23 protein-coding genes are annotated in these 24,238 nt (G+C 59.3%); 7 read left to right on the top strand and 16 right to left on the bottom strand.

The annotated features are described in order from the left end of the window. The first annotated feature begins 260 nt into the window (after positions 1 to 260). Positions 261 to 440, top strand: a complete 180-nt coding sequence (locus EJC47_RS21600; RefSeq protein ID WP_221885193.1) for a transposase — start codon at positions 261 to 263, stop codon at positions 438 to 440. A 79-nt stretch (positions 441 to 519) separates the two neighbouring features. On the opposite strand, the gene EJC47_RS19120 is transcribed toward EJC47_RS21600, so the two are convergent. From EJC47_RS19120 to EJC47_RS19105, 4 genes are all read right to left on the bottom strand, one after another. After that, positions 520 to 1,689, bottom strand: a complete 1,170-nt coding sequence (locus EJC47_RS19120; protein ID WP_126849328.1) for a hypothetical protein — start codon at positions 1,687 to 1,689, stop codon at positions 520 to 522. A 62-nt stretch (positions 1,690 to 1,751) separates the two neighbouring features. Next, complete coding sequence (locus tag EJC47_RS19115) at positions 1,752 to 3,971, bottom strand: GumC family protein (RefSeq protein WP_221885192.1); 2,220 nt, start codon at positions 3,969 to 3,971, stop codon at positions 1,752 to 1,754. Positions 3,972 to 3,984: 13 nt separating this feature from the next. Further along, positions 3,985 to 4,695 carry a polysaccharide biosynthesis/export family protein gene (locus EJC47_RS19110; protein WP_126849327.1) on the bottom strand — a complete coding sequence of 237 codons (711 nt, stop codon included), beginning with the start codon at positions 4,693 to 4,695 and terminating at the stop codon, positions 3,985 to 3,987. A 40-nt stretch (positions 4,696 to 4,735) separates the two neighbouring features. After that, positions 4,736 to 5,905 carry an O-antigen ligase family protein gene (locus EJC47_RS19105; RefSeq protein ID WP_260591673.1) on the bottom strand — a complete coding sequence of 390 codons (1,170 nt, stop codon included), beginning with the start codon at positions 5,903 to 5,905 and terminating at the stop codon, positions 4,736 to 4,738. Between the two features lie 52 nt (positions 5,906 to 5,957). Here EJC47_RS19105 and EJC47_RS21630 point away from each other — a divergent pair, with 52 nt between their 5' ends. After that, positions 5,958 to 6,626, top strand: a complete 669-nt coding sequence (locus EJC47_RS21630) for a hypothetical protein (protein ID WP_426258820.1) — start codon at positions 5,958 to 5,960, stop codon at positions 6,624 to 6,626. A gap of 71 nt (positions 6,627 to 6,697) precedes the next feature. On the opposite strand, the gene EJC47_RS19095 is transcribed toward EJC47_RS21630, so the two are convergent. The 9 genes from EJC47_RS19095 to EJC47_RS19055 form a co-directional block, all read right to left on the bottom strand. Continuing rightward, positions 6,698 to 8,059, bottom strand: a complete 1,362-nt coding sequence (locus tag EJC47_RS19095) for a right-handed parallel beta-helix repeat-containing protein (protein WP_185867733.1) — start codon at positions 8,057 to 8,059, stop codon at positions 6,698 to 6,700. Between the two features lie 38 nt (positions 8,060 to 8,097). Then, positions 8,098 to 9,165 carry a glycosyltransferase family 4 protein gene (locus EJC47_RS19090; protein ID WP_185867732.1) on the bottom strand — a complete coding sequence of 356 codons (1,068 nt, stop codon included), beginning with the start codon at positions 9,163 to 9,165 and terminating at the stop codon, positions 8,098 to 8,100. Between the two features lie 38 nt (positions 9,166 to 9,203). Further along, a complete protein-coding gene (locus EJC47_RS19085; protein WP_126849322.1) occupies positions 9,204 to 10,280 on the bottom strand; it encodes an EpsG family protein in 1,077 nt (358 codons plus the stop codon). Then, the gene (locus EJC47_RS19080; RefSeq protein ID WP_126849321.1) at positions 10,247 to 11,248 is read right to left on the bottom strand and encodes a glycosyltransferase family 2 protein; all 1,002 of its coding nucleotides are present in this window, start codon (positions 11,246 to 11,248) and stop codon (positions 10,247 to 10,249) included. Before EJC47_RS19080 ends, EJC47_RS19085 begins: the two co-directional genes overlap by 34 nt. A gap of 3 nt (positions 11,249 to 11,251) precedes the next feature. Next, positions 11,252 to 12,346, bottom strand: coding sequence for a glycosyltransferase family 4 protein (locus EJC47_RS19075; protein WP_126849320.1), 1,095 nt, complete (start codon positions 12,344 to 12,346; stop codon positions 11,252 to 11,254). Next, the gene (locus tag EJC47_RS19070) at positions 12,343 to 13,557 is read right to left on the bottom strand and encodes an O-antigen translocase (protein ID WP_221885191.1); all 1,215 of its coding nucleotides are present in this window, start codon (positions 13,555 to 13,557) and stop codon (positions 12,343 to 12,345) included. The genes EJC47_RS19075 and EJC47_RS19070 overlap by 4 nt, the downstream gene beginning before the upstream one ends. A gap of 72 nt (positions 13,558 to 13,629) precedes the next feature. After that, a complete protein-coding gene (locus tag EJC47_RS19065; protein WP_126849318.1) occupies positions 13,630 to 14,727 on the bottom strand; it encodes a DegT/DnrJ/EryC1/StrS family aminotransferase in 1,098 nt (365 codons plus the stop codon). Continuing rightward, positions 14,727 to 15,668, bottom strand: a complete 942-nt coding sequence (locus EJC47_RS19060) for a WxcM-like domain-containing protein (protein ID WP_126849317.1) — start codon at positions 15,666 to 15,668, stop codon at positions 14,727 to 14,729. Before EJC47_RS19060 ends, EJC47_RS19065 begins: the two co-directional genes overlap by 1 nt. Positions 15,669 to 15,707: 39 nt before the next feature. Next, positions 15,708 to 16,985 (bottom strand): sugar transferase, encoded by a 1,278-nt coding sequence (locus EJC47_RS19055; RefSeq protein ID WP_126849316.1) that lies wholly within the window; start codon positions 16,983 to 16,985, stop codon positions 15,708 to 15,710. A 328-nt stretch (positions 16,986 to 17,313) separates the two neighbouring features. Here EJC47_RS19055 and EJC47_RS21115 point away from each other — a divergent pair, with 328 nt between their 5' ends. Continuing rightward, positions 17,314 to 17,451, top strand: coding sequence for a hypothetical protein (locus EJC47_RS21115; RefSeq protein ID WP_185867731.1), 138 nt, complete (start codon positions 17,314 to 17,316; stop codon positions 17,449 to 17,451). Between the two features lie 358 nt (positions 17,452 to 17,809). Here EJC47_RS21115 and EJC47_RS19050 read toward each other — a convergent pair whose 3' ends face one another. Further along, positions 17,810 to 18,592, bottom strand: a complete 783-nt coding sequence (locus EJC47_RS19050) for a helix-turn-helix domain-containing protein (RefSeq protein WP_126849315.1) — start codon at positions 18,590 to 18,592, stop codon at positions 17,810 to 17,812. Between the two features lie 621 nt (positions 18,593 to 19,213). Here EJC47_RS19050 and EJC47_RS19045 point away from each other — a divergent pair. Then, complete coding sequence (locus EJC47_RS19045; protein WP_126849314.1) at positions 19,214 to 19,783, top strand: recombinase family protein; 570 nt, start codon at positions 19,214 to 19,216, stop codon at positions 19,781 to 19,783. Positions 19,784 to 19,833: 50 nt separating this feature from the next. Here EJC47_RS19045 and EJC47_RS19040 read toward each other — a convergent pair whose 3' ends face one another. After that, a complete protein-coding gene (locus tag EJC47_RS19040) occupies positions 19,834 to 20,730 on the bottom strand; it encodes a replication initiator protein A (RefSeq protein WP_260591672.1) in 897 nt (298 codons plus the stop codon). 497 nt (positions 20,731 to 21,227) lie between these two features. Here EJC47_RS19040 and EJC47_RS19035 point away from each other — a divergent pair, with 497 nt between their 5' ends. Both EJC47_RS19035 and EJC47_RS19030 read left to right on the top strand, forming a co-directional pair. Further along, positions 21,228 to 21,911 carry a ParA family protein gene (locus tag EJC47_RS19035; RefSeq protein WP_126849312.1) on the top strand — a complete coding sequence of 228 codons (684 nt, stop codon included), beginning with the start codon at positions 21,228 to 21,230 and terminating at the stop codon, positions 21,909 to 21,911. After that, positions 21,908 to 22,294 carry a hypothetical protein gene (locus EJC47_RS19030; protein WP_126849311.1) on the top strand — a complete coding sequence of 129 codons (387 nt, stop codon included), beginning with the start codon at positions 21,908 to 21,910 and terminating at the stop codon, positions 22,292 to 22,294. The genes EJC47_RS19035 and EJC47_RS19030 overlap by 4 nt, the downstream gene beginning before the upstream one ends. A gap of 25 nt (positions 22,295 to 22,319) precedes the next feature. Here the strand turns inward: EJC47_RS19030 and EJC47_RS19025 are convergent, their stop codons facing one another. Next, positions 22,320 to 23,333: a M48 family metallopeptidase gene (locus EJC47_RS19025; RefSeq protein ID WP_260591671.1), complete on the bottom strand. Its 1,014-nt coding sequence runs from the start codon at positions 23,331 to 23,333 to the stop codon at positions 22,320 to 22,322. Between the two features lie 126 nt (positions 23,334 to 23,459). On the opposite strand from EJC47_RS19025, the gene EJC47_RS19020 reads away from it, so the two are divergent. Beyond that, positions 23,460 to 24,227 carry a metallophosphoesterase family protein gene (locus EJC47_RS19020; protein WP_312845358.1) on the top strand — a complete coding sequence of 256 codons (768 nt, stop codon included), beginning with the start codon at positions 23,460 to 23,462 and terminating at the stop codon, positions 24,225 to 24,227. Positions 24,228 to 24,238 lie beyond the last annotated feature (11 nt).

Raw genomic sequence — 24,238 nt, 5'->3', positions numbered from 1 at the left:
CCCCTTGTCTTCATCAGGGCAAGCCACGGCCGGCCAGCAGGTATCTAAAGTGAGGTTGTCGAGGCAACACTTTAACACTTTGGAGGCCAACCGACCATGACCAGCATCTCCCACGCGCCTCCGCCGCAAAGCGTGAGGCGTGAACCGCCCCCGTTCAGGGGGGCAATTTTGGAAGCCGATCAGCCCCGAACGGGGTCAATATTGCAGACCGACTCACAAACGAAAGATCGAGGCGGTCATTCCTGGGCGGTCACCGCCGCGTGAAAATCGAACATGATCGGGCGCTCTGCAAGCAGCGCAATCGCATCGAGCGCGTGTTCGGACAGCTCAAGATCAACCGCGCCATCCCCATCCGATATGACCAACTGGCCAACAGCTTCCTCGGAACACTCCATCTCGCCACCGCCAGATATTGGCTGAAATTTGTCCACGCCGCCTAAAGAAAGAAGGGGAATTTCACATATTTCTTATATTGAAAACAATATAATTTTGCCATAAAATTCTAAAGTTTTATTAATTTTACTTCTGAGGTGATCGTAGTTGAGCTTGATCAATTTGGCCTGAAACTCCTGACACCGCGTCCGATGGACGCGCAAACAACGATAGATTTTGCACTGGGCAATCGTGTGGAACGTTAAACTCCCCGCCAAATGCGCTCCCGGCTGCGGTTGAATTCCCGACGATCACACGTCCCAACTCGTGGCCGTTACGGCAGCTAAGAACCCAATACGGTAGGGAATCTTTACTTTGCATAATGCCGCTGCCATGCCCCTCAAAGCGATAGCTGCCGGGCGGCAAGACCTGCATTTGCTGCAGGAGTAGTCCTCCGGTAGCCGTCGGCACGGAGAAGTCGAAGGCTCCATTTTCCAGCGATGTCGCTACCTTCCCGTCGTTAACGGGAACCCAATCGAACAACGAAGGCGTGGCGAGACGTGCAGCGAAATGGGGATCGCGCGAAGTCTTGCGATCGGCACCTCGGCGCACCTGCTCATAAAAGTGCCAGGCGTCCTCAAAAGCATCCGCTTTGCTCAAGTTATTGACGGCACCTGCAACGGCGCGGTCGGGCAATGGCATCCTCGCCTGGCGCATTTCCTCGAAAAATTGAGCGGTTGCGTGTGGTTCCCCCCCAGTATCTGCCAAGTAGGAAATAAAATCTGGCCCCCACTGCGGCGCGGACTCCTGACGCAATGTCAGAATGACATTTGTGCGGATCGCCGGTTGCTCAAATCCGCCTGCAAGGATTGGGAAAAGCAAGTCTGATGAGACGGGAGTCGTTCTTAAGGCGATGTCGTAATGATGGAGCGCGGCGGGGATGTCGTCCCGCGCCACAGCATCCTCAATCGCCCAGAGCTGGGTGCTAATGTCGCGTCGCGAAAGGTGTTGTGCATAGCTGAACAGCCGACGAGCTTGCGCGGTATCACCGCGCAAACCGGCTTGTAAGCCGAGCGTAGCTATCGCCGACACTGCCGTGGCGTCCTGCCGCAGCGCCGCTTGTGCCAGCCGGGCGGAGCGAGCATTTTGATCGGGACTAGGTCGCTCCGCAAACAATTTCTGCGCAAGTGCGGCGGTAATTTGCCCATCACCCATGTCAAGCAAGTGCGCCCGTGTCGGGTCCGTTATAACCAGGACGTCGGCGATACTATGCGTTACACTGCAATACCCTAATAAGGCAGCAATCACGGCCAGCACGCACCGTGCTATCCAAGCCTTTGCGCTATGACGCATCCATTCCATGCGATGCGTCATAGCGATCAGGCAATCTTTTCATCGCGTTCGGTGCGACCATAGCGGTAGCCATAATCATACCCATAACCATAATGAGCCTTGCGGACATCAAACTTGGTCAGCACTCCGCCAATGACTCGGGCATGCGCGCTGGCCAGGCGGCTAAGCGCCGTCTTGACCAAGGTAGCGCGGATACCGTGCGATTCGACGACGAAAATAACCCCTTCCACCCGGCTCGCGATTAGAGGCGCGTCCGCCAGCCCCATGACGGGCGGTGCATCGATCACGACATGATCAAAAGTCTCAAGCAAACGTTCGATCAGCAATGGCAAGCGCTTCCCGGTAAGGAGTTCTGCGGCATTTGGCGGGATCGGGCCTGACGACATCGCGGTGAATCCGAGTTCACCCATTTCGAAGGTCAATGCAGCGATGTTATCTTGACCGGTCAGGAAGTTGCTCAAGCCCCTGTTATGGTCAACGTCCCCCAACTGATGGACGGATGGCGAACGCATGTCGCCATCGACCAGAATGACCTTGCGCTGTCCACGTGCGAGAGTGGTTGCAAGCGCCAGGGCAGTTGTCGACTTACCTTCAGCTGGTCTGGTGGAGGTGACCATGAAGGACCGCGGCACGCCATGTTCCGTGGTGAACGCAAGGGTCGTCTGCACGGCGAGATAAGCTTCGACCAGATCCGATTTGCGATCCTTGAGTGCCTCTTTCGGTGTTTGTCCATGGACCTGCGGAACCGAACCCAACAGCGGCAGACCAAGTGAGCGCTCGACCTCAGCCGGATCGGCAATCGCCTCGTCGATTTGCTCGAGCGCCAGCGCCAGCGCGGTGCCGACAACCAACCCGCCGAGGATGGCAATGGCAAGGTTCAACAACAGGATCGGGCTCGATGGCTTTTGTGGCACATCCGCCGGATCGACGATCGAAATGTTGTTGACGCCAACGCCGCCAGCGACACCGATTTCCTTGAAGCGCTGCAGCAGGCCGTCATAGAGCGCGCGGTTGGTATCGACCTCTTGCTGGTAGATATTGTATTGGATCGAACGCCGACGGAGATCGAGATACCCCGATTTAAGCTGAACAACCTTAGCCTGGAGCTGTTGCTCGCGCTGCAACGCTTCGCGATAATCGGCCTCAAGCGATCCGGTGATGCGGCTCTCTTCGCGCGAAATCGAGCGGTCAAGCTGATCGATCTGGGATTGGATAGCCTTAGCCGCTGGATACCCTGGCTCGAACTTGACCATCAATTGCTGGTACTCAGCGGCAAGCTCGGCGCGATGCTGGCGTAGATTGTTGATCGCCTGGTTGCGCAGCGCCTCGGTCGAAGCACCCGAACGCCCAACTTGCTGAAAGCGCGCCTGGGCCTGAACGCGATCGACGGTTGCCTGGCTGAGCGCGGTGTTCAGCGTGGCCAGGTCATCCGCCACGATCGAGCGCTCCGACGTGCTTTTCCCGTCACCAGAGCCGCTTTGCGCAGGCAAATTGATGATTTGTTGCGCCGAGGCATAAGCGACGAGTTGCCGCTGCGATTCATCGAGCCGTTGTTTATATTCGGACAATTGCCCTTGAAGGAGGTTTCGGCCGTAGGACGTCGCCTGGACTTTGCGTTCCAAATTGGTTTGGATGAAATTTTCAGCCCAGGCATTGGCCACCTTGGCCGAAAATGCGGCATCTGGGCTAACAAAGTGTAGACTGACCAGTCGCGATAGCCGGGTCGGATCGACGCTCAGGTATTTTTTTAGGATTATACCGGCTTCACGCTGGCGAACCGGTCTGCCTGATGCCGGGTAGTGACCATTGATCTTGTCGAACGCTGTATTGTTACGCGGTTCACCGAACATAGCGAAAAATTTCGGATCATCGACCAGCCGTAATTGTAAGGCAACGCGTTCCGCCAGCGACCGCGATTGCAGCAAGCCGTACTGCGTCTGGTAAAATTCTTGATCGGCGACCGTTGCGTCGCGCTGCACGCCTTGAAAATCCGTGACCTTGTCAGATTCACGTGAAATTTCGATGATCGTAGTGGCGGTATATTTCGGGGTCATCAACAATGTGACGATGAGCCCGAGAAGCGCGCTCGCTAGGACTATCCCGATGATCAGATAGCGCCAACGCATCGCGATACGCAGGTATTGCCGCAAGATCGGTGCTTGTTGCCGTCCAGCATCAAGGGGGCCGACCAGTGCTGTTCCGGGAATAGGCGCAACGTCGTGGGCCTGAGCAGACATCATATCCATGAAACTCTTAACCTTATCTGACAAGCGCGATGAGCGGGGCAGATAGTAGTGGTGACACGGAAATCAGATCGCGGAACAGGCGGCGCTGTGACGAATCTCCCACCACGATCACGTCGTTGGCATAGATGGGCGGGTCATCATATCCGCCGCGCCGGATCGCGGTCAGATTGTAAAGGCCCGCCATCTTGTTGCCGTTCACCGTGCGCAGGATGACCACGTCGTCGATCTTGGCGAATTCCGTCAAACCCTTGGCGGAGGCGATCGCACGCACCAACGTCATTTGGTTGGTCACGGGATAGAGGCCGGGCTCCACGACTTGGCCGTCAATCGTAACGACCTGGCTGACCGAGCTCTTGATGTTGACGGTCACGTCAGGATTGCGAATGTAGCGGCCACGCAGCGCCGCCTCGAGCGTATTGGCCAATTCAGTTGCCGTCTTGCCGCGCGCATCGACTGTTCCGATGAGCGGCATCGCGATACGGCCGCTCGCATCGACCTGCATCTCCCGGCTCAATTCTGGTACGTTGAATACATCGACCTGTATGGTGTCCAAAGGTCCAATCAGCGAAGGTCGATCGTTTACGACAAGATCAGCTCGGTCCGGCGCGGGAAGCCCCTTTTCGGTGTCAACGACCGTAAGCCGCGGTGAGGATTGTAATACCTCACGTCCCCCGCATGCCGATAACGCAAGTGCAATGATTAAGGAGGCACATAATTTACGCATTATCGCTGGGAAATCCCAATCAAGAGAGCAGGTCACCCGCCTATAGGTGCTGACCCCTGCGCGGTAAAGTCGTGACTTCCGCCGTCGCGTTTAACCATATGCCAGCGATGACCGTGACCGCCATAATAAGGGGCACGCGAGCCGGATAGTCGAAGAGGCTGGCAATCATGACAAGAAAAATTGTTGCCGAACCAAGCCGCGGGAGTGCGTAGGCCCGTCCCATGCCGATGGTCCAAACGGTCATGCTGGCTCGCCCCCACCAAACAAGAGCTGAAAGCACGAGTACCGCGCCCAGCAGTCCGGTGTCGAGCACTATCTCCAGATAGTCGTTATGGGCATGATTGAAATAGGTTGGTGCCAGCAGCGCAAAGGGTTCGTGTATCCGGAATATCGGGTCAAAACCGCCAAGGCCTGATCCGAACGGAAAATATGTCTTTATCATCGAGAGGACGGTCGGCAGGCCACGCGTCCTCATGTCCTGCCCCGCATCTAGCGCGAAAGCGCGATTAATCGAGACCGCACGATCGGCCATCACACTGAGCGACACGAAGGCAATAATGATCACAGCAAAAGCCGCGACCAAAGTGGGATAAACCCAGCGCGGATAAAATGCTAACGCCTTGCGGATTCTGTGTCCTGATAGAATTACCCCAAGCAACAACGCGACCACACCCAATCCTAACCCCGCACGCGAGCCGCTGCCGAGGATAGTCAAGAACAGCAGCAGCAGCAAACCAACCACGGCCGGCAGTCGCCAATATGCCAGTCGTTCGCCCGCCAGCCCCCAAGTCGGTGCCAACAAGCAGCCAATGGCCATCAACAAAGAAAAATGGTTTCGATTGGCGAAGGTCCCGCTGATTTCCCCAGGTGAATCATTGACGAAGGGATTATCGTAAATGATCCCTGAAAATTGCACCAATCCGACGAGCATTGTCGCAATAACCACGCACAGCAACATGCCCGGCAAGCGCCTACGTTCGTCATCGTTCAGGCTCGACGCCAGCAACCATGTCGCAACCGGCACAATCAGCGATGCCAGTGCATTCAACGTCGCACCTGGAACAATCGACAATGGCCGCCACGGCTGCGCCTGTCCGCTCAGCGTCGCGGCTTGGATAAACACGTCGCGCCCCGGAAGCCGTTGCCATAGTTCTGGAGGTAGCGGCACGAGCTGGATGGTTGGCAACGCAATGGTAAAGAGCAACAGCAATGCGACTGGATCCGTCCGCACGCGAGGCAAGCGCGGCCCCATTAATAGCAGGATGATCACCGCCAGCCAGGCGACACAGCGCACGACCACCTGCCCGAGCACGTCTGGGCGCGATGCACCACCCGCCATCCATAGCGCGGCCAGCAACACCGCCAAAAGCGCAAAAGGCACGCTCGGCAACGGGATCGACTTCGGTAATCGCCCTTGGGACGTGGCAGACATCGGTAACACCCTCGCTAATCTCTTTATTGGAGAGGATTTAGCAGCTAAAATCACGCACCATCCTCTGGACGGATCACGCCACCCCGACCACTTTTTTCTGCAAAGTAACCCAATCGACGATCGTGCTGGCAGGCGTAAACTCCGCCACCAATTCCTGCAACAGGGTGCGTGCAGGCTCGACCTGGCCGGTCGCGATCAAATGTTTCAGCCGACAGAGATCACCGCGCAGGCGATCTCAAGGCAATCTGTGTTCGGCCGCCATCATGATACGCGGGTGGGGCGTCGGCTGGGGATCGTCGCCGATCAGCAGTTCTTCATAGAGTTTTTCACCGGGCCGCATCCCAACCACTTCGATTTCGATGTCGCCGTCGGGCGTTTCCGGCGATTTTACAGAAAAGCCGCACAGTTCGATCATGTTGCGCGCAAGATCGATAATAATAGGGGATCTTTCTACCCATTACGCCAATCGGTACACGGAATTCCTGAAACTACCCCATGACGAACCTGGGCCATAGCGCTTCCCTCCATTCCAACGAAAGGATCACACCATCAAACCGTGGGATCAAACACCTAAAGCTGCGGCAGCCTTTGGCTCGATGACAACAGATTATCGGTGATCCGTGTCGTGCCAGCGAGATAATCAGTGCAGCGTTCCACCGTCACCAGCCCGCGTGCCGTTTCGTTGTTGCGCAGGTCGTTGCCGACGAGCGCCAGACGCCGGATCCGACCCGGTCCAAGAAAGATCGGAGCGGAGCCGGGACGGCCGTTGCCACTGCGTGTGAACCGGCTTCCCTCCACACGAACATTATCGCCCTTGTAGAGCGCCAGCGCGATGCCCTCGCGCCACCCGCATCCGCTGAACTGATCCGCCACGCTGGCGTCCATCACGCCGCCTGACGGCATGGCAAAACCCAGGAAACTACGACTGCTGTAGCCCGTCCAGCTATTTTGGCGGATCGTGATGCCCTTACCCGAGAAAATGTGAAAGCCACCATAGCCGCCTTCGCCGATATTGCGTTCGATCACGCACTGCATGTATGCCATGGTGTCATCGGGCGGGCGATTGATCGAGATTGTCACATCCCCGCCTGTGCCGCGATAGCCGCGAAACCGGTTGTCGGCGATCAGGACGTCATGCGGTGGTGCGACCACATCGGGCACCATGATAGCAACCTGTCCATAATTGCCACCACAATCCTGGAAGTCACAATCAAGTACGCGCAACCGCTCCAGGCGATAGAAGCGGTAAGGTTCGGGTTCGAAATCGATAGGTCCCGGCATGTTTGGTCGAGTACACCGGAGAAAGCGACAGCGCTGGATCGTGATGTCGCTGCCGCCTGTCACCGAAATGGCATTGCGATTGTCGTTATTTACGCCGTCAAAGAGACAGTCGCTCACGATCACGTCACGGATGATGCGCGGCTCGCGTGTCACCCGCTGCTTCTCGGCACCCAAGAACAGCCCGTCGCTGGTGAAACCGGCAATCTCAACCCGGTCGATACGTACGCCCGCCACACCCGACAGCCAGATAAGATTCCAGTGCTCGACGAATCCGGTTTGCTTGACCCGGCCTTCGACTCGCAGATCCCGAATTATGATATCGGTCAGTGGCTGTTGCACGGTGTCGCTCATCGCCACGATAGCGGTACGGGTTCGTGCATCGGCTACTCGCAACACCGATGTGGCACCATCCCCCGATAGGCGCGTACCTGAACGAAGCGCCAATTCCCGCAGCAAATATGCCCCGTCCCGATCCGAGCCGCGGCCTGCCGGAAAGTGCACCGGACGGCCGGTCGCGATGGCGCGTTGCGCCGCAGCCGTATCGTCCCGGTCACCTGATACGCGAAAGTCAGGAACGGAAACACTTCCCGTGGGCGTGCTGCACGCTCCCATAGCTGGCATGATGCCACCGATTGCGGTTAAGCCGGCCACGACCCCGCGCCGGGTCCAGCACCGCTCCGCGCTGGTCATCACGTCGTCCGCTCTGCAGCTGCGTGCAGCGCGTTCAGAACCACGGGTTCCTGTGACGCGAGCGAATAATGCGCCACGACTTTAGCCCGGCCGTTGGCACCCATGCGCGCACGCATGCTTGGGTTCCGCGACAGCGTCTGAAGCGCGGTGATCCAGTCCGCGAGATTGTGTGCGGCAAAACCCTCGTCAGATGTCACCAAGGTCGCGTTGACACCGACCGGAGATGCTATGACCGGCAAGCCACAGGCCATATATTGAATGAGCTTGTAGCCGCACTTGCCGCGTTCCCAGCGATCATCCGGCACAGGCATCAGTCCCACGTCCATTGATTGGATTGCGGGCACCTCGCCTTCCTGCGTCCAGTCTACAACGTCTACCCCCGCGATCCCTCGTGCCGCGACACCGGCACCAACGACCAGAAAGCGCGCACCCATCTGCGCCAAGGCTGGAAGTAACGTTGGGAGAAGCGGCTCGACATAACGCCACGTAGAAGGCGAGCCGATCCAGCCAACGGTGAACGGCTGATTGCTCGCCCGAACGGTGACTGGACAAAAGTGATCGGTGTCGACCACGGTCGGCACCACGATGCCCCGCCCACCTGCGGCCGTGACATAATCTTGCAGATAGGCGTTGCCACACAGGCAAACGGCGGCACGCCGCATCAATGGCTTCAGCTTTCCGCCAAGCAGACGCCGCACGATGGCCGAGCGATGCGCATCGTACATGTGGAAAACCGCATCATCGAGATCGTATACAACGGGCGTGCGCGACAAGACGGGCAACAGCCCATCCAGCAGCGGCAGATAAGGAAGCAGGTCATACTGCACCCACACGGTATCATAGTGGCCGACCGTGAGCAGATCTCCCAGGCGCCGAATATAGGAACGTGCAACGCCGGTACGCGACTTGGGCTGGCCGCTCATCAGCGCATCGAGATAGTTGTTGTCCAACAGTGGCCGCAGGTTCAGATCGACGCCATGACGCGCCAGAAAGGGCTCATATTGCAGCATCCGCTGGCGCGTACTCGCCGCGCGAGTGCCGTATTTGGCGAGGGCCAGCACCCGCATGGGCGGGCTGCGAGAAGCAGCGGGTTCATGCCTTAAGGTCATGTAAAGATGATACCGCCAGCGACCCACAGATAACCGAGCAACGCGGTCAACAACACAACAAAGCCGAAGCCCGGCAGATCACGCCATCCCAGCCGGCTGCGACATGCCAGGAAGATCACGGCAAGAAACAGCACCTCCTTACTACGCTGTGCGATCACCGGCGCTTCCGGCAACAGGGCAATTGGCAGAAGACTTGCTAGAGTCAGGGTCAGGAACAGACCATGATACCTACTTCGTGATTGGTAACCGGCCACGAAGTAACAACCCAAGGCAGCGATCAGCAGTAGGTTATTGAACGACAAAAGGCTAACGCCTTCGATCTTTGTCGTGTTATCGAGATAGGCGGCGCTCAACGGGTTGAGTGCCCCGAGCATGTCCTGAAGCAGGAAGCGAAAACGTTCTAGGACCGTGGCACTGACCAGCAGCACACCAAGCAGGATCGGCACGATTCGACGATCGCGGAAAACCAGCCCTCCTATGCCGACCAGCGCGAGAAGAATGCTCGAATAGTGAAAGCAGAATGCCAGCACGAACAGCAACCCTGCCCATGCGTAACGCCGGGTAAGCAGCAAGTGGATCGCCCAATAACCCATCGATAGCGACACAGCCGCGCGATACTGCGTATATTCGTGAATTGGGTAGAACAGCACGACGTATATCAAAACGGCCAGCAGCGGATGGCTGAGATACTTACGAAATAGCAAGAACTTCACGGCCAGTGAGAATGCGGCCATGCTGGAAATCAGCACGCCCAGACTGACGCCAAGCCAATTGCGATAAACCCATGCCAAAAGGTGGAAACCCGGCTCGAACCGAGTGTCCATGAATGACAGCGTGTAGGGAATGGATTCATAGTAGAGGAGATATTCTACATAATCGCTGCTGTAGCCGAATTGCAGCCGACCGGCCGCAAGCGCCAGCAGCGCCCACACCAGCACCATGATGCCATCGGCGAGCGGCCGTGTGCTGATCTGTTCGCCGATCTCGGTCGCGTCGCCCACATTGACTGGCAGGATTTTAGGCGAGGGAGGCGCAATGATCACGCGGCCGGCTTCCCACGTGTCGGCGCGCACCGCAACATCTGCCTTGCCGTGCGGTGCCACAGCAGCACAAAACCACGCAGTGTATCGCGCGCTTCACTTCCCGAGCGATGCGCTGCGGCGCGCGCCAACCGCGGCACTAGCTCACCAAACAGCGTCGCCGCCGCCACTGCTGTTGCCGATGCCCTACCGAAATGCTTGAATGCGTAAGCGATGCGACTTTCGAGCACATAGGCCAATCGCTGCGGTTTCACTTGGTCCGACGTCCCACCGCCACGATGCATCGCCACTGCTTCCGCCAGGTAGAAAATGCTGTACCCCGCCGCATGAACTCGAGCGGAGAGATCAAGGTCCTCCAGATAGACGAAGAACCGCTCGTCAAATCCACCGAGCTGCTCAAACAGGTCTCGTCGGATGAGATAAAAGGCACCAATAACATGATCGACCGGCCTGCTAGAAAGATGGTCAAAGTCGGTCGCGTGCAGCGTGGTAACACGCGAGGGCAACAATGCTGTCAATCCTGACGCTGCAGCCAGAAACATGCCGGGCGTCGGAAAGTTTGCACAATGCCGCTGCACCGTGCCGTCATCTTCAATCAGCTTGATACCACAAACCCCAACCCTGGCATTTTCGGGCCGCTCCATGAAGCCGATGGCCGTCGATAACGTCTCCGGCAACAGCGCAGCGTCTGGATTGAGGAACAGGATATACGGTGCCTGTCCGCGCCGCACACCGATGTTGCACGCCGCCCCGAACCCCAGATTGGTGCCGGTGCGCACGATCTCCAGCGGCACGCCAGACACCTCCAAGCGGTCCGATCCATCGACAGAACCATTGTCGACCACCACTACCTTACTGACATGCCCAGCCTGATGATCGCGCACGGATTCCACACAGCGCCGCAACAGATCTCCCGCGTTCCAATTGACGATTACCACATCGGCGGTCGCCGCAGCGCGAGCCGGAGAATGGGTTGCTGGTTCAGCGACGCGATCGGTCATCACTTAACCTCGATGTCCATCAAACCGGCGAAAGGTATCAAGAGCCTGATCCGCCACGACCGACCATGCAAATGGCACAACTGCGGCTAAACCCAGCTCCGTCCGGTGTGCCGCTTCTGCGGGATTCGCGGCGATTGTTTCGAGTGTATCTGCGATCGCACGCGAGTCCCGGTTGGGCACCAGCCAGGCATTGTCCGCAGTTGCCGGCTCAAATCCCGTTGTCACCAGCGCGACCCCGCTGGCGAGCGCTTCCAGTGCGGGATAATGCGGCGCACCATGCTGCACGGTGCCGGCCGCGACCAAAACGTCAAGCGAGCGGTAAAAAGCCGCCAGTTCAACGTCGTTGCGCGGCACGACGATCTCCGCCGCTTCGTGGCTCCACCCTTCGGGCAAATTGCCATAGGCGATCCGCAGCCGATGGCGTGGGTCCTTGGCATGAAGCTCCTGAAATGCTTCCAGCACATAGCCAGTGCCTTTTTGCGGTTCGCTTCGTCCAATACAGCCGACCACCAACGGATCACCAGGTTGGCGGACGGGCGGGATACGCGGCGTAAACACCGACAGATCGATACCAAATGGGACAATCTCGATCGGCCGCACCAGCGCATGGCGATAAATGGAGGCATTGGCGATCTGCCGGAACGGCAAGGCATAGGAGAGACGCGATGCAAGCCAGAGCGCAGGCTTGCGTTCCATCGCGTAGTATTCAGGCTCGTACGCCTGGATATAGTAGAACCTTTTACGCTTTGGCACGCCGCCTAGCACCACCGGCCATGTAGTCAGACTGTGATTCGCCAGCACTACATCGTAGTCGTGGTGCAGGCGCCGCATCCCGCCCAGCAATGCCTTGAGATTGCCGACGCCAGTCGCACCATGACCGATCGCACTGGAGGCTTGTGCCCCCTTACCGTCCAGCCAGTGGATCGTTGCCTCTGTCGGGAAATAGGGCACCTCGCTTGTTGCCGGAACGGCAAAGGCCACATCATGCCCGGCACGAAGCCATACATTGGCCAGTTCAGAGAGCACTCGGTACCCGCCAGCACGGCCAAAACCGAGCATCGGTATCAATATCCGCATGGCGGGCACCGTTCCTGTCATTGGGGCGATCTCCTCAGCAGCCGGGCACGGCGCGCAGGCGTGCCAACGGTCAGCATCGCAACCACGATCAGATAAACAGCATAGTTCAGGAAATGGGCAGCAGCCACGCCGGGGAAGCCAATCCAGCTCGTAAGCACCATGGTGGCCAGCACGAAAACCACCCCTGCCATGATCTCCGTCAAGATGAACGCCACCACCAAGCCACGGCCGATCATAAGAAACGCGAACAGCCAAGCGGTGATCTTAATCACATCGCCGGAGAGTTGCCACGCGAACAATGTTTTCATTGGCCCGAAACTGTCGGAAAACAGCAGGCTGACCACAATGTCTCGCGTGAGAAATAGCATCACAGAGAGAAAGGCTGTTGCCGGAACAACCAACTGCAACACGCGGCGAAGCTCGAGCCGCAACTCAAGCCAATCGCGTAATTCGGCGATGCGGGGCAGATAATAGAGCGAAAGGGTCGTCGTGATCAGCGAAAGGTAGATGGTACTGATGCGCCACATCGCGTCCCAATAACCAGCGTGTGCCATGCCAAAACGCTTAATGAGCAAATCGCGCACCAGCAACTGGCTTGCCGGACCGACCAACGCTGTCGTGGCAGCCATCAGCACATAGCCACCAAGCCCGCGTAACTCACGACGGTCAATTGCACCGATCCAGGCGCGCGGCTCGAACCAGTCGCATCGCCGAACCTGCAGCAACGTCACAACGACCACGATACCCTGGTTGACGCTGAGCGCGATCAACGCACCGAGTAAGCCATAGAACCAAGCCAGCGCGCCCGTTACAACAAGCGACAGCAGCGATCCGGCGATATTACTGATGACGTATCGACGCACATCCTTCAGGCCGTTCAGGATGGCTAGCAGCAGCGCGTTGAAGCTGATCGGAACGATACTTATCGCCACCCATATCAGCACGGTCGCGTAGCGCACGTCGCCCAGAAAGGACGCGGCCAACTGCCGACTGAACGCCGCCGTTACCAGCGCAACCAAGCAAGATGCCAGCAGCACCGTAGTTGCCGAAGTGCGCCAAAGGCGTCGGCGACGCTCAGGATCGTCGTGATATTCCGCCGTCGCCTTGGTGACGCCGGTGTTCACTGCGCCCGTGGCAAAGGTAATCACCACCGTCAGCAGGTTCTGGAACTGCCCGATCAGCGCATATCCTGCCGGCCCGACAAGCACCGCCAACACCTTGTTCAGCCCCATTGCCGTTGCAGTCCGCACAACCACGGCGACCCCGTTCAGGGCACTTGTTCGGATCAGCGACACAGGACTTGATCAGGCCAGGCGATTAACTGCGGCGATCACACCCTCGACCTGCTCGTCCGACATGGTCGGGCCGATCGGTAGGCTGACGACCTCACGATGGATTGCCTCGCTGATCGGCAAATCGCCATCACCATACCCCAGATCGGCGTAGGCAGGCTGGAGATGCGGCGGGATCGGATAATGGATCACCGTGCCGATCCCCTCCCCGCTCAGTCGTTCAACGAACGCGGCACGGTCAGGATGGCGCACAACATACAGATGCCACACCGGGTCGGCCCAGTTCGGCACAAATGGCAAAGTCAGGCCCGTTGCGGCAAGCCCGGCCGTGTAGTGGGCGGCAATATCACGACGCCGCGCATTGTCGGCATCGAGCCGTGCGAGCTTCACGCGCAGAAACGCGGCATGAATCTCGTCCAAGCGGCTGTTATAGCCGATTACCTCATTGTGATATTTCACCTTTGAGCCGTAGTTGCGCAATGCCGCCACCTTGTCGGCCAACGCATCATCGCCGCAGGTGATTCCGCCGCCATCCCCCAGAGCGCCGAGATTCTTGCCGGGGTAGAAACTCCACGCGACCAGTGACTGTTCCGCACCAAGTCGTCGTCCCTGATAGCGAGCACCCTGGGCCTGCGCACCGTCTTCGAGCACACTAAGGCCATGGTGCCGGGCAATATCCCGAATGGGATCGAGATCGGCAGGCTGCCCATAAAGATGGACGGGTAGGATCACGCGAGTGCGCGGCGTTATCGCAGCCGCGATACGCGCGGGATCGATGTTGTAGGTCCCCTCGTCCGGCTCCACTGGCACTGGACGCGCACCGACATGGCTGACTGCCAACCATGTGGCGATATAGGTGTTGGCCGGGACAATCACCTCATCACCAGGGCCAATATCCAGCGCGCGCAAGGCTAGCGTCAGCGCTTCCAGACCATTGGCCACGCCGACACACCGCTGTGTCTCGCAATAAACGGCATAATCACGCTCGAACTGGACGACTTCCTCGCCGAGTACGAACCAGCCTGAATCAATCACCCGCGTCGCGGCCGCGATCAGATCCTCGCGCATCGCGGCTGTGATGCCGCGCATATCAAGAAAAGGGATAGGCATCACCAAGTGCCCGCCTCGACCATGGTCAGAAACTCTCGATAGTCGCGCACATAATCCGCCGGATCATAAGCATGCGACGCCAGTACAACGAGCACCGCGTCCTCGCTGTAGCGATATTGCGTGCCCCAAATACGCGGCGGCATGTAAAGCGCCTTGTGACTGGCGTCGAGCAGAAACTCCTGACGCTTACGGCCATCATCCGCGACCGCCACGCACTGCCCATGAACGCACATCAGCAGCTGGTGGCATTCGCGATGCGCATGTTCACCGCGCGTCTCGCGGCTCGGAACATCATATACCATGAACATGCGCTGCGGCACGAACGGCAGCCCGTCCCCAACCTGCCCTACGGCGAGCTTGCCGCGCATGTCAGCCGCCATGCGAAGCGTGAGCAACTCCACGCCAGGTACCATGCTTTTGGTTGTAACGGGATCGCCGCCCGTGACACTGGCCGATCGTTCGGGTTGCGGCACGTTGGTATTGGTATAGCCGATGATGGTGGCAGGATTACCGACTACGATGGCATAATCTGGCACGGAGCGCGTCACCACCGCACCTGCGCCAATCATGGCTTGTTCACCAATCTCGACGCCAGGGAGGATCGTGGCGTTGGCACCGATAGAGGCGTTGCGCCTCACACTGGTGCGCGCGAAGCGCTCAGGATAGACCTTTGATCGCGGATTCAGATCGTTAGTGAACGTGACGTTGGGTCCGACGAACACGTTGTCTTCAAGCGTAATACCATCCCAGAGCTGCACCCCGCTCTTAACGGTGACATTGTCGCCAATGCGCACGTCATTCTCAATCAGAACATGCGCGCATATATTGCATTCCCGCCCAATTACTGCCTTTGGCAGAATAACGCAGAACTGCCAGACCCGAGTGCCCTCGCCGATCGACGGTGATTGAACATCAGCCAATTGATGAACGAAGCTATTCATGACCACCTATTCCGTGACAGATCCACGATTTTTCGAACGTTATCGTGCACCGTAACCTGTCATCATCGTCCGCACGGTGCGTATGACGATCAGCAAATCAATCCAGGGCGAATAGCGTTTGATATAGTAGAAATCATAGTGCAGCTTGCTGCGGACGTCATCGACTTCAGCAACATGTCCCTGGCAGACTTGCGCCCAGCCCGCGATCCCGGGCCGCACGATATGGCGATAGCGGTAAAAAGGGATTTCCTGCTCGTACCAGCGCGACAGGACTTCCGCTTCCGGGCGCGGGCCGATCCAGCTCATTTCGCCCTTCAGAACGTTGAGAATCTGCGGCAGCTCGTCGAGGCGGGATTTGCGCAAGAACCGGCCTAATGTCGTGATCCGGTCGTCCTTTTCGCGGGTGATCGCCAAGTTCCGTGCGTCGCCGGCATTGTCCAACGCGACTTTCATGGTGCGAAACTTATACACAGTGAAGGGCTTGCCCTGATATCCGATCCGCTGCTGCCGAAACAGCGCTGGTCCTTTGGATGTCATTTTGATTAACAGGGCAATGAAAAGCATAACGGGCAGAAGAGTAAGGCCAAGAACCAGCGCCGCGATCCAGTCGACCGCGAATTTCAGCATCATATAGTCCGGTCGAGGCTCCAGTGATCCAAAACTGTTCTCGGACAGATGCTCGAGTTCCACCCGGCCGGTCAGGGATTCAATGAGGTGCTTTGTGTGGTAAACCGGCACCCGCTGCAGGGCATAATCTGCTAATCGACGATCCCAATCGTCCGTCAGATCGACTCGCAGGTCGATGGCGATCGCATCGATATTGCTGATATCCTGATCGGACGATTGAAGGACCTGCCAGGAAACATTGGGAATCTCTTGGATTTGCGTCACGTCTCCCAGCGGCACGATACCAATTCTCAGCTGTTGGTGGCGCTGAACAAGTACAGAAATTATAAAAAACCATATCGCTGTCAATACAAATCCAGCCGACAGATTGGCGCGATTATAAGAAATCCGACCAAATACGAAGATGATGAGTAGTCCACCAAACGCCACGCCAATGGATGGTAAAGTTGAGGCCAACCCTTCTGAACCCGGATACGGCGCGACATTACGCATTAACCATCCGCCAATTACAATGGCGGCAATGGTACCAAAAAGCGTATTATTAAGAAGCGCCACATCACTAGGCGCGGGACCAGCCGCCAGCCGCACTGCATAAGGCAGTACGGCCGCAAGGAGGATGCCACCTAATATCTGAAAACGTAAGCGTGCCCAGAATACGGGCCGCAGTGATCTTACGCCTGTCAATGACATTCACCTGCTTTACGCGCATCTAGGTCGCGAAGGGCATCCCAGTATGATACGCAGCGCCCCGTACCAAGCCATGTCGATGGATGCAATGTCGTCGTGCAGCGCGACGATCAGCATGAGAGTGGCGCCACAATCAAGATGAGGCTCGGTGGCGGGGTATGGTGCCTACGGGCTACGCCCTCCGTCGCGATACCCCGCCACCGATGGTGCGCCCTTTTGGGGAGGTAGAGCTGATGATAGCGGCTGAACATGTTAACGAGCCTTTCATCGACAGTGAAGGGTCCCGGATGCGTCTGGTCGCCACGTCACCGATCATCAGATGAGGCTGTTCATGAAGCTCAAGACATATCGACGGGGTCACGATCGCGTCGATCAAGGCCGGATTCAGTGCGGCGACGGGACATCGGCTCTCGGCGGGCTCATTCCTGCCAAGCGCGCGGAAGACACCGAGGAGACGGCGACGACCTGATCCGCTGCTAGGTGCTCGCACCGCCGATTACGAAGAGGTGACCGTACCGATCACCTCTTCGGGTGGGTAGTGTAAGGAATTTTGTGTACGGGTTGGCGTAATGGGTAGAAAGATCCCCTATTATGTTACGACGCAAAGTACCTTCGATCCCTGATGGCCTTTTGGATTAATTGCTGTGCGGTATGAACGCCGCCAGCGCGATGAACCCTGGAAAGCGCCTCGGACGCGACGTAGGATCTACGATTAGAGTCAGTCATATGACTCTCACTTACATAAACGATAGATCCTGTCATAAATCAGAGATCATCCAGTTTGGGGATCCACTATGTCAACACGGCCTGGGGGTCAGCTCAGATTATCAAATTAATTCGTTCAGTATTTCCGAACCATTTTGAAACTCACGCTCGCGGCGATCAATCGCTGCTCCCAGTTTTGCCAGCGCCTGCCCCAGCGCGCCCCCTGCCACCTCCAGCGCGAGATCGCGGCAGCCGAGCCGCGACAGCATCGCCTGGTGCTCCTCAATGCGCTCCGCCTGCCGCTGGATTTCATCGACCGGTATGGGGGCCGGCCGCATCCAGCGTGGCAGATAGGCGAGCACCGCCTGCGGCAGGAAGGTGCGGTAGACATTCGACGTCTGCTCATAGCGCGGGCCAGGCCCCTGCCCTGCCACCCGCTTGAAGCGGCGCTGGCGCACGATGAAGCCGACATCGTCAAGCACATGCAGCGCGCGGGCGACGGTCACGCGGCCGAGGCTGGTCGCTTGGGCCAGATAATCATAGGTCGGGAACACCTGTCCGCGGTTGAGCCGCGCCAGCGTCAGCAATTCCTCCAGCACGCGCACGGCTGCATTGGTGAGCGAGGCGAGCCCGCGTTCCACCGGCGTGAGCTGGCGCCCGTCGGCGCGGGCATCGCGCCGCAAGCGGCGCCCCGCGTCCAGCGCCTTGCGCGCGGCGCGCAGGATACGGTCGGTTTCTCCGGGCGCTGGAGGCGTGAAAAAGCTCTTTTCGAAGGTGCCGGCCTCCACGCTGCCGCGCAGGATCCGGCTGCCGCTCGGTTGCGGTGCGCCCGATTGTGCCGGGCGGCGCAGACAAAACCCACCCAGCGCCTGGAGCGAGGCTGCTCCAACCGTCATCGTCGCCATCGTACAGCCCTTTTGATGGAGGCCATGCGGGCAAAGGAAGAGCGTGGCGCGAAGCGCGCATCCTTGCGACGAAAGTCTGGATAGGATATCTAACGAATCGTTCTGAGCGATGATGCCCGTTTGGCGACGGGTGTTAGAGTAGAGCCTATCGGGATGCCCGGCCTTCGTGCCGGGTTTCCTTTATCCAGTCATGGAACCCCCCTTATGGTGACCAATCGTCGTCCCGGCGATTGGGCAGTTCTTCCCGGTCGCGCAAACCGATCGAGCGGACGACAGCTGGAAGAACCGCATTGGGGGTTATCGGCCGCCGCGTGATTGCGGCCAAGCTGGCTGAATCGTGCTTTGACGCGGCAAACCACGCCAAGATTCGTGCTTTCACACGGAAAAGTCATTTTGGGGAAGGCGGTGTGCTCGGTGCGGGCGCAGCGCGGACCGACTTGGCCCTTGAGGGATTTTCGACGCCCGCTTTCGAAGGCGCCCTCCCCCGATATCGTCCCCAAAACGGACTTGTCGTTCCTGGACGGGGCGGGATAAAGAGACGTAGTTTGTGGACGGTTTTCGCGACATTGGCGATGGACCGGCGCGTTCGTCCACAGAACGACCGTTTGGGAGACATGATCGATGACCGGTATTTTGGGATATGCCCGCGTCAGTACCGGAGATCAGGATGTCACCGGGCAGCGGCTGCGGCTCGAACAGGCTGGCGCGATCCGAGTGTACACTGACGTGATGTCGGGCAAGAGCATGGATCGGCCGGGGCTGGCCGAGCTGCTGGAATACGCGCGAAAGGGAGACACGCTGGCGATCGTCCGGCTCGACCGTCTCGGTCGCTCGCTGGGCGAATTGCTGACAACGGTACACATGCTGCGCGAGCGTGACATTGCGCTGCTCAGCCTGGAGGAGAAGATCGACACGTCGTCTGCGGCCGGCGAGCTGATCTTCCATGTTTTCGGGGCCATCGCGCATTTTGAGCGTCGGCTGATTTCCGAACGGACTCGCGATGGCATCGCTGCCGCGCGGGCGAAGGGGAAACGGCCGGGACGTCAGCCGCTTGACGCCGACAAGGTAAACGCGGCCCTCAAACTTATCGCGGCAAGCGTGTCGCCAGCCGAAGCAGCGCGCCAGCTTGGGATCGGGCGGTCAACCGTCTATCGCGAAATGAAGCGGCTCGGCATCGCTCGACCGACATAGGTCGGCTATATCAGGGCATTGGTCGCGCCAAAGCTATCAGGGGCACCAAATCAATTGCTTGGCTCACTAAGCGCCAGTTTTGGTGGCTGCCGGACGCAAAACTGTACCAGCGTCCGGATCCGCGGGCGCCCTCCCCTTGGCGACGGTTGTTTCTCTTCGACCAGGGTCAGCCCATATTCGGGCAGCGATTGCTGCTCGGCGACCTCGCGCAGGTGTTTCTTGAAATATTCAAGACCGCGCTTGTCGGTTGCACAGCCAACGCGCGCCGCCAGCGCCTCCATATCGACCTCGAAGCCCTCCCCGTCGGCGCAATTGAACTTGGCCAGCTCGTACAGGCGCCGCTCGATCGGCCCGAGTTTGAAGAAGTCGAGATGATAGGCTGCGATCCGGCGATCGGCCAGGATCGCGCGATACAGCCAGTCGCACACCATCACTTCGATCCGCTTCACGCGGCGCTCGCCCGTCGGCAGCTTGGCGTATTTGATGTCGGCCTTGAGCAACCAGGAAAAGGCGCTGTCCGACCCCTCCCCGCCCGTTTCGATATTGGTGATGATCTGCGTACCCTGCAGGCGGTTGAGCGACGCCTTGAGCGACGTGTAGGAGCGCGCCGAGGCGTTGGTGCTGGTCACGCGGAACAAATCGTTGGCGGTGAAGCTCATCACGCGGTCGACCTGTTCGCCGCGCTCCATCCGCTCCGCCATCAAACTGGCGATATAGAGCAGGATTTCCTTGTCATAGATGGTGGCGACACCGGTCTTGCTCGGATTGATCTCGATCCGGGCATCGCCGTTTTCGAACACCATCGGCGTCATATGGGCCTTCTTCGACAAAGCGAAGAACGGGAACTCCGCGACGGTCCGCTCCCCCTGGACATCGCCATAAAGCGGGCTGGCCAGCTGGAACAGATCGCCTTGTTTGAGTAATATGTCGTCCATCGCTCTACTCATCTCTGACCCCTTCGAGCATGGGTGGGTGGCGGGGCGGTGTCCACAGCGTTGGCGGTGCCGAGCGGGTTTTCCGTGCGAAAGCACGAATATTGGCATCGGCGCAGCGGCGCTGGTCGCTTAAGGGCCACGGATCGTGCTCTCGACGTCGCTTTGGACGGCTAGCCGCCGGATTTTACCGGCTTTGGCATGGAAATGGGCCGTGCTCGCGAGGATGCCCGGTTTCGGTTCGTGCTTTCACGCGGAAAAACGCGCCTGGGTCGCGGATCGCACCCGCTGGTCGGGCGCACAGGGCCGTCAACCCGGCGCAGCTTTGGAACGGGAAGTCGCGTTTTGCAGCGCGCGACGCGGGCAGCGGTTATGGAGATAATATCAATATGGATATCCATAGCGATATCGACTGAATATTAATTGCCATACCATATGGAAATGGTGTCGATTGCGATATCGACATTTTGTAGCGAAGGGTATATCCATCGCCGCTAGCAAAGGAGCGCATCATGCCAGCAATCTCAGTGGCCAATCCCAAGGGCGGCGCCGGCAAAACCACGCTGACGCTGGTGCTCGCCAGCGAACTCGCGCGCAGCGGCGCCGCGGTCACCGTGATCGATGCCGATCCCAATGCGATCATCGCCGGCTGGGGCCGCAAACGCAGCGAGCAAGGCAAGGCCTTGCCGTTCGAGATCATCGCCAGCCCTAAGGAATCCGAACTGGTCCGCGTCATCGATCACTACACTGCATCGCATGATTTCGTGTTGATCGACCTCGAAGGCACCGCGTCGCGCATGACCTCGCGTGCGCTCGCCCGATCGCATCTGGTGTTGATCCCGTTCAACCTTTCCCCGATCGACGCGGAACTTGCCGCCAATGCGGTTGCCCTCGTCCAGGAAGAAGCCGAAGCGCTCGGGCGGTCGATCCCTTTCCGCTTGGTCCGCAGCCGCGACAATGCCGCGATCGAGACCAAGACCGCCAAACGCATCGTCACCGCGATCAACGACGCCGCGCTGCCACTGCTGACCGCGGCGCTGGTCGAGCGTGCGGCGTATCGCGACATCTTCGATTTTTCGGCAACGCTCGACGAGCTGAACGACAGCCAGACCGCCGGCTTGCCGGCCGCGCGGCGCAACGCGCTCGAGGTCGCGCGCGCGGTGGTCGAGGCGGTGCAACAGGAGATGCGGGCATGAGTGGCTACGGGTTCGGGAAGAAGGCGACGGCGCCGGCAGGGGCGGGGGATCCGTCCAAGCTCGATCTAAGCGGGATCGTCCGCGCGCCGCTGAGCGTCGATCCAGCACGCGAAGCGGCGGCGATCGCGCGCGGCAACGCGCTCGGCTTTGTCGACCGCAGCGATTCCGCAGAGGGGCAGACAGAAGGGCAGGGGGCAACGCCCGTCCGGCGTCGGCGCCAACCGGCCCCGCAGAGCAGCCTGTATATCAAGGGCCCGAAAGAGACGCTCGACTGGTTTATCGACTTCACCAACCAGCGCGGCCATCGGTCTTATTGGCAGGCGCTGGCCGAATTCCGGGACCTGGTCGAAGGCACGCAGGCATCGGCGCCCGACCAACGCTGACGGGCAGGCGACGCGACCGTTACCGTCAACGCGTCATCGGCGTCGTCGCCAGATCGATCAGGGGCGGGCGGTAAGGCAGCTTGGCACCCGTCGGAATGGTCGCGGCTTCGCGATCCAGCAGCGCCGCGCGATCTTTCCAGCTGAGATAGATGCGGCTGCGCAAAATGCCGAAATCGAGTTTGCGACCGGCCCCCCGCCAGAAGCGACCGGCCGAGAACGGATCATAATGGGCATTGGCGAGCAGATAGACGCTCAGCCGGTCCGCTTCGATTTCCGCCTGGCCCATCAAGCGCCCATTTTTGCCGATCTCCGCCAGAATTCCCCAATGCGCGCCCGCGGCCTCGAGCCGGGCACGATGGCGCAGGATATTGTGCGAGAGTTCATGCGCCAGCACGACCGCGAGCTCGTCATCGCTGAGGCTATCGAGCAACCCGGCATCGATTTGGATGATCGCGCCATCCGCTGCGGAATCGTTCCCGGCACCGAGCAGCACTTCGAACGCCGAGCGGCAGGCGGGCACCGGGGCGATGACAAGGGCCTGCTCCTGCACGCCGCGCTTCACGCCAAGCGTCAGAGGTGCGGCTTGCGGCAATCGCTCCAGTTGCGTCTCGACGCGATCGCGTTCTGCGGTGGAGGGCGGCACTGTTGCGCCCGGAAGCGCGGCCGATACGGCGGCACCGTTGATCGAGACCAACGAATCACCGTTGTGCACCCCTGCTGCGGCAGCGGTCGATCCCGGCACGACGCCCTCGACCGCGACGCCCGTTTCAAACCCGAACGCCGCGCGCGCAGCGGCGCGCGCGTCCACGCCATATTGGCCAAGGCTGTGCAGTTGCAGGCCAAGGCCCGGCTGGTGATCGAGGCAGATCGCCGCATTGGCGGTCGCCAGCCGATATCCGACCGACGCGACGCGCAGGTCTGCCTGGCGCAACGCTTCGAAGGCAGCAGGGGAGGGCGCTTGTGACGGGGGCGGGGCGGCCGCACCCACCAGAAGCGCCACGAGGGCAAGGCGCAGCCCGGCACGCAGTGTTGAGACCATCGGCAGCCCTTTAACGGTTGTTCAAGAGCAGGTCATCCTCTATCGGCGGCACTCTCGCGCTCGGGGCGCGATATCCAGGGCCCTTCCTGCCGAAATTCGGATATGCTTGAACGCCTTAGAAATATTTTGTCGAAATCCAAGTCCATGCCGCGTCGCCAGATACCAGAGGGGCGACGCGTCTATGCCATTGGCGACATTCACGGTCGGCTCGATCTGCTCGACGATCTGCTCGCCAGGATCGCGGCCGATCATGCCGCGCGTTCCCCCGCCCAGCAGACGCTGATCTTCCTCGGCGACCTGATCGATCGCGGCCCGCACTCCGCCGCCGTCATCGACCGTGTCATCGCCTTGCAGCGCAGCGAAATCGACACCCGCGTGCTGATGGGAAACCACGAAGAAGTGTTCCTCAAAGCCCTGAACGGGAGCGTGGACGCGTTGCGCCTGCTGTGCCGCTTCGGAGGGCGCGAGACGATCTTGAGCTATGGCATGGACGAGGCGGCGTATAATCGGGCCGATTATACCGAAGTGCTGCGCGACCTTTCCCTGCTCGTTCCCGACAGCCACCGTGCCTTTTTGGCACAGCTGGAGGACAGGATCGAGATCGGGGACTATACCTTTGTCCATGCCGGAATTCGGCCCGGCGTGGCGCTCGCCGATCAAAAGGCGAATGATCTCCGCTGGATCAGGGACGACTTCATCAAATCGAGCGCCGACTTCGGCACCTGCATCGTGCACGGCCATACAATAACGCCAGAGGTGGTCGAGCGGCCGAATCGAATCGGCATCGATACAGGCGCTTATGCGACGGGGTGCCTGTCTGCGCTGGCGTTGGCGGGGGACCAAAGATGGATCCTTTCGACGCAAGCCGCGTTCGGTACGTCGCCAGACGCTTGATTAAGGCAATC

Source organism: Sphingomonas sp. TF3, assembly GCF_003985085.1.
Taxonomy (GTDB): domain Bacteria; phylum Pseudomonadota; class Alphaproteobacteria; order Sphingomonadales; family Sphingomonadaceae; genus Sphingomonas.
The sequence above is the reverse complement of the archived record's forward strand: the minus strand, read 5'-3'. Positions and strand labels throughout refer to the sequence as shown.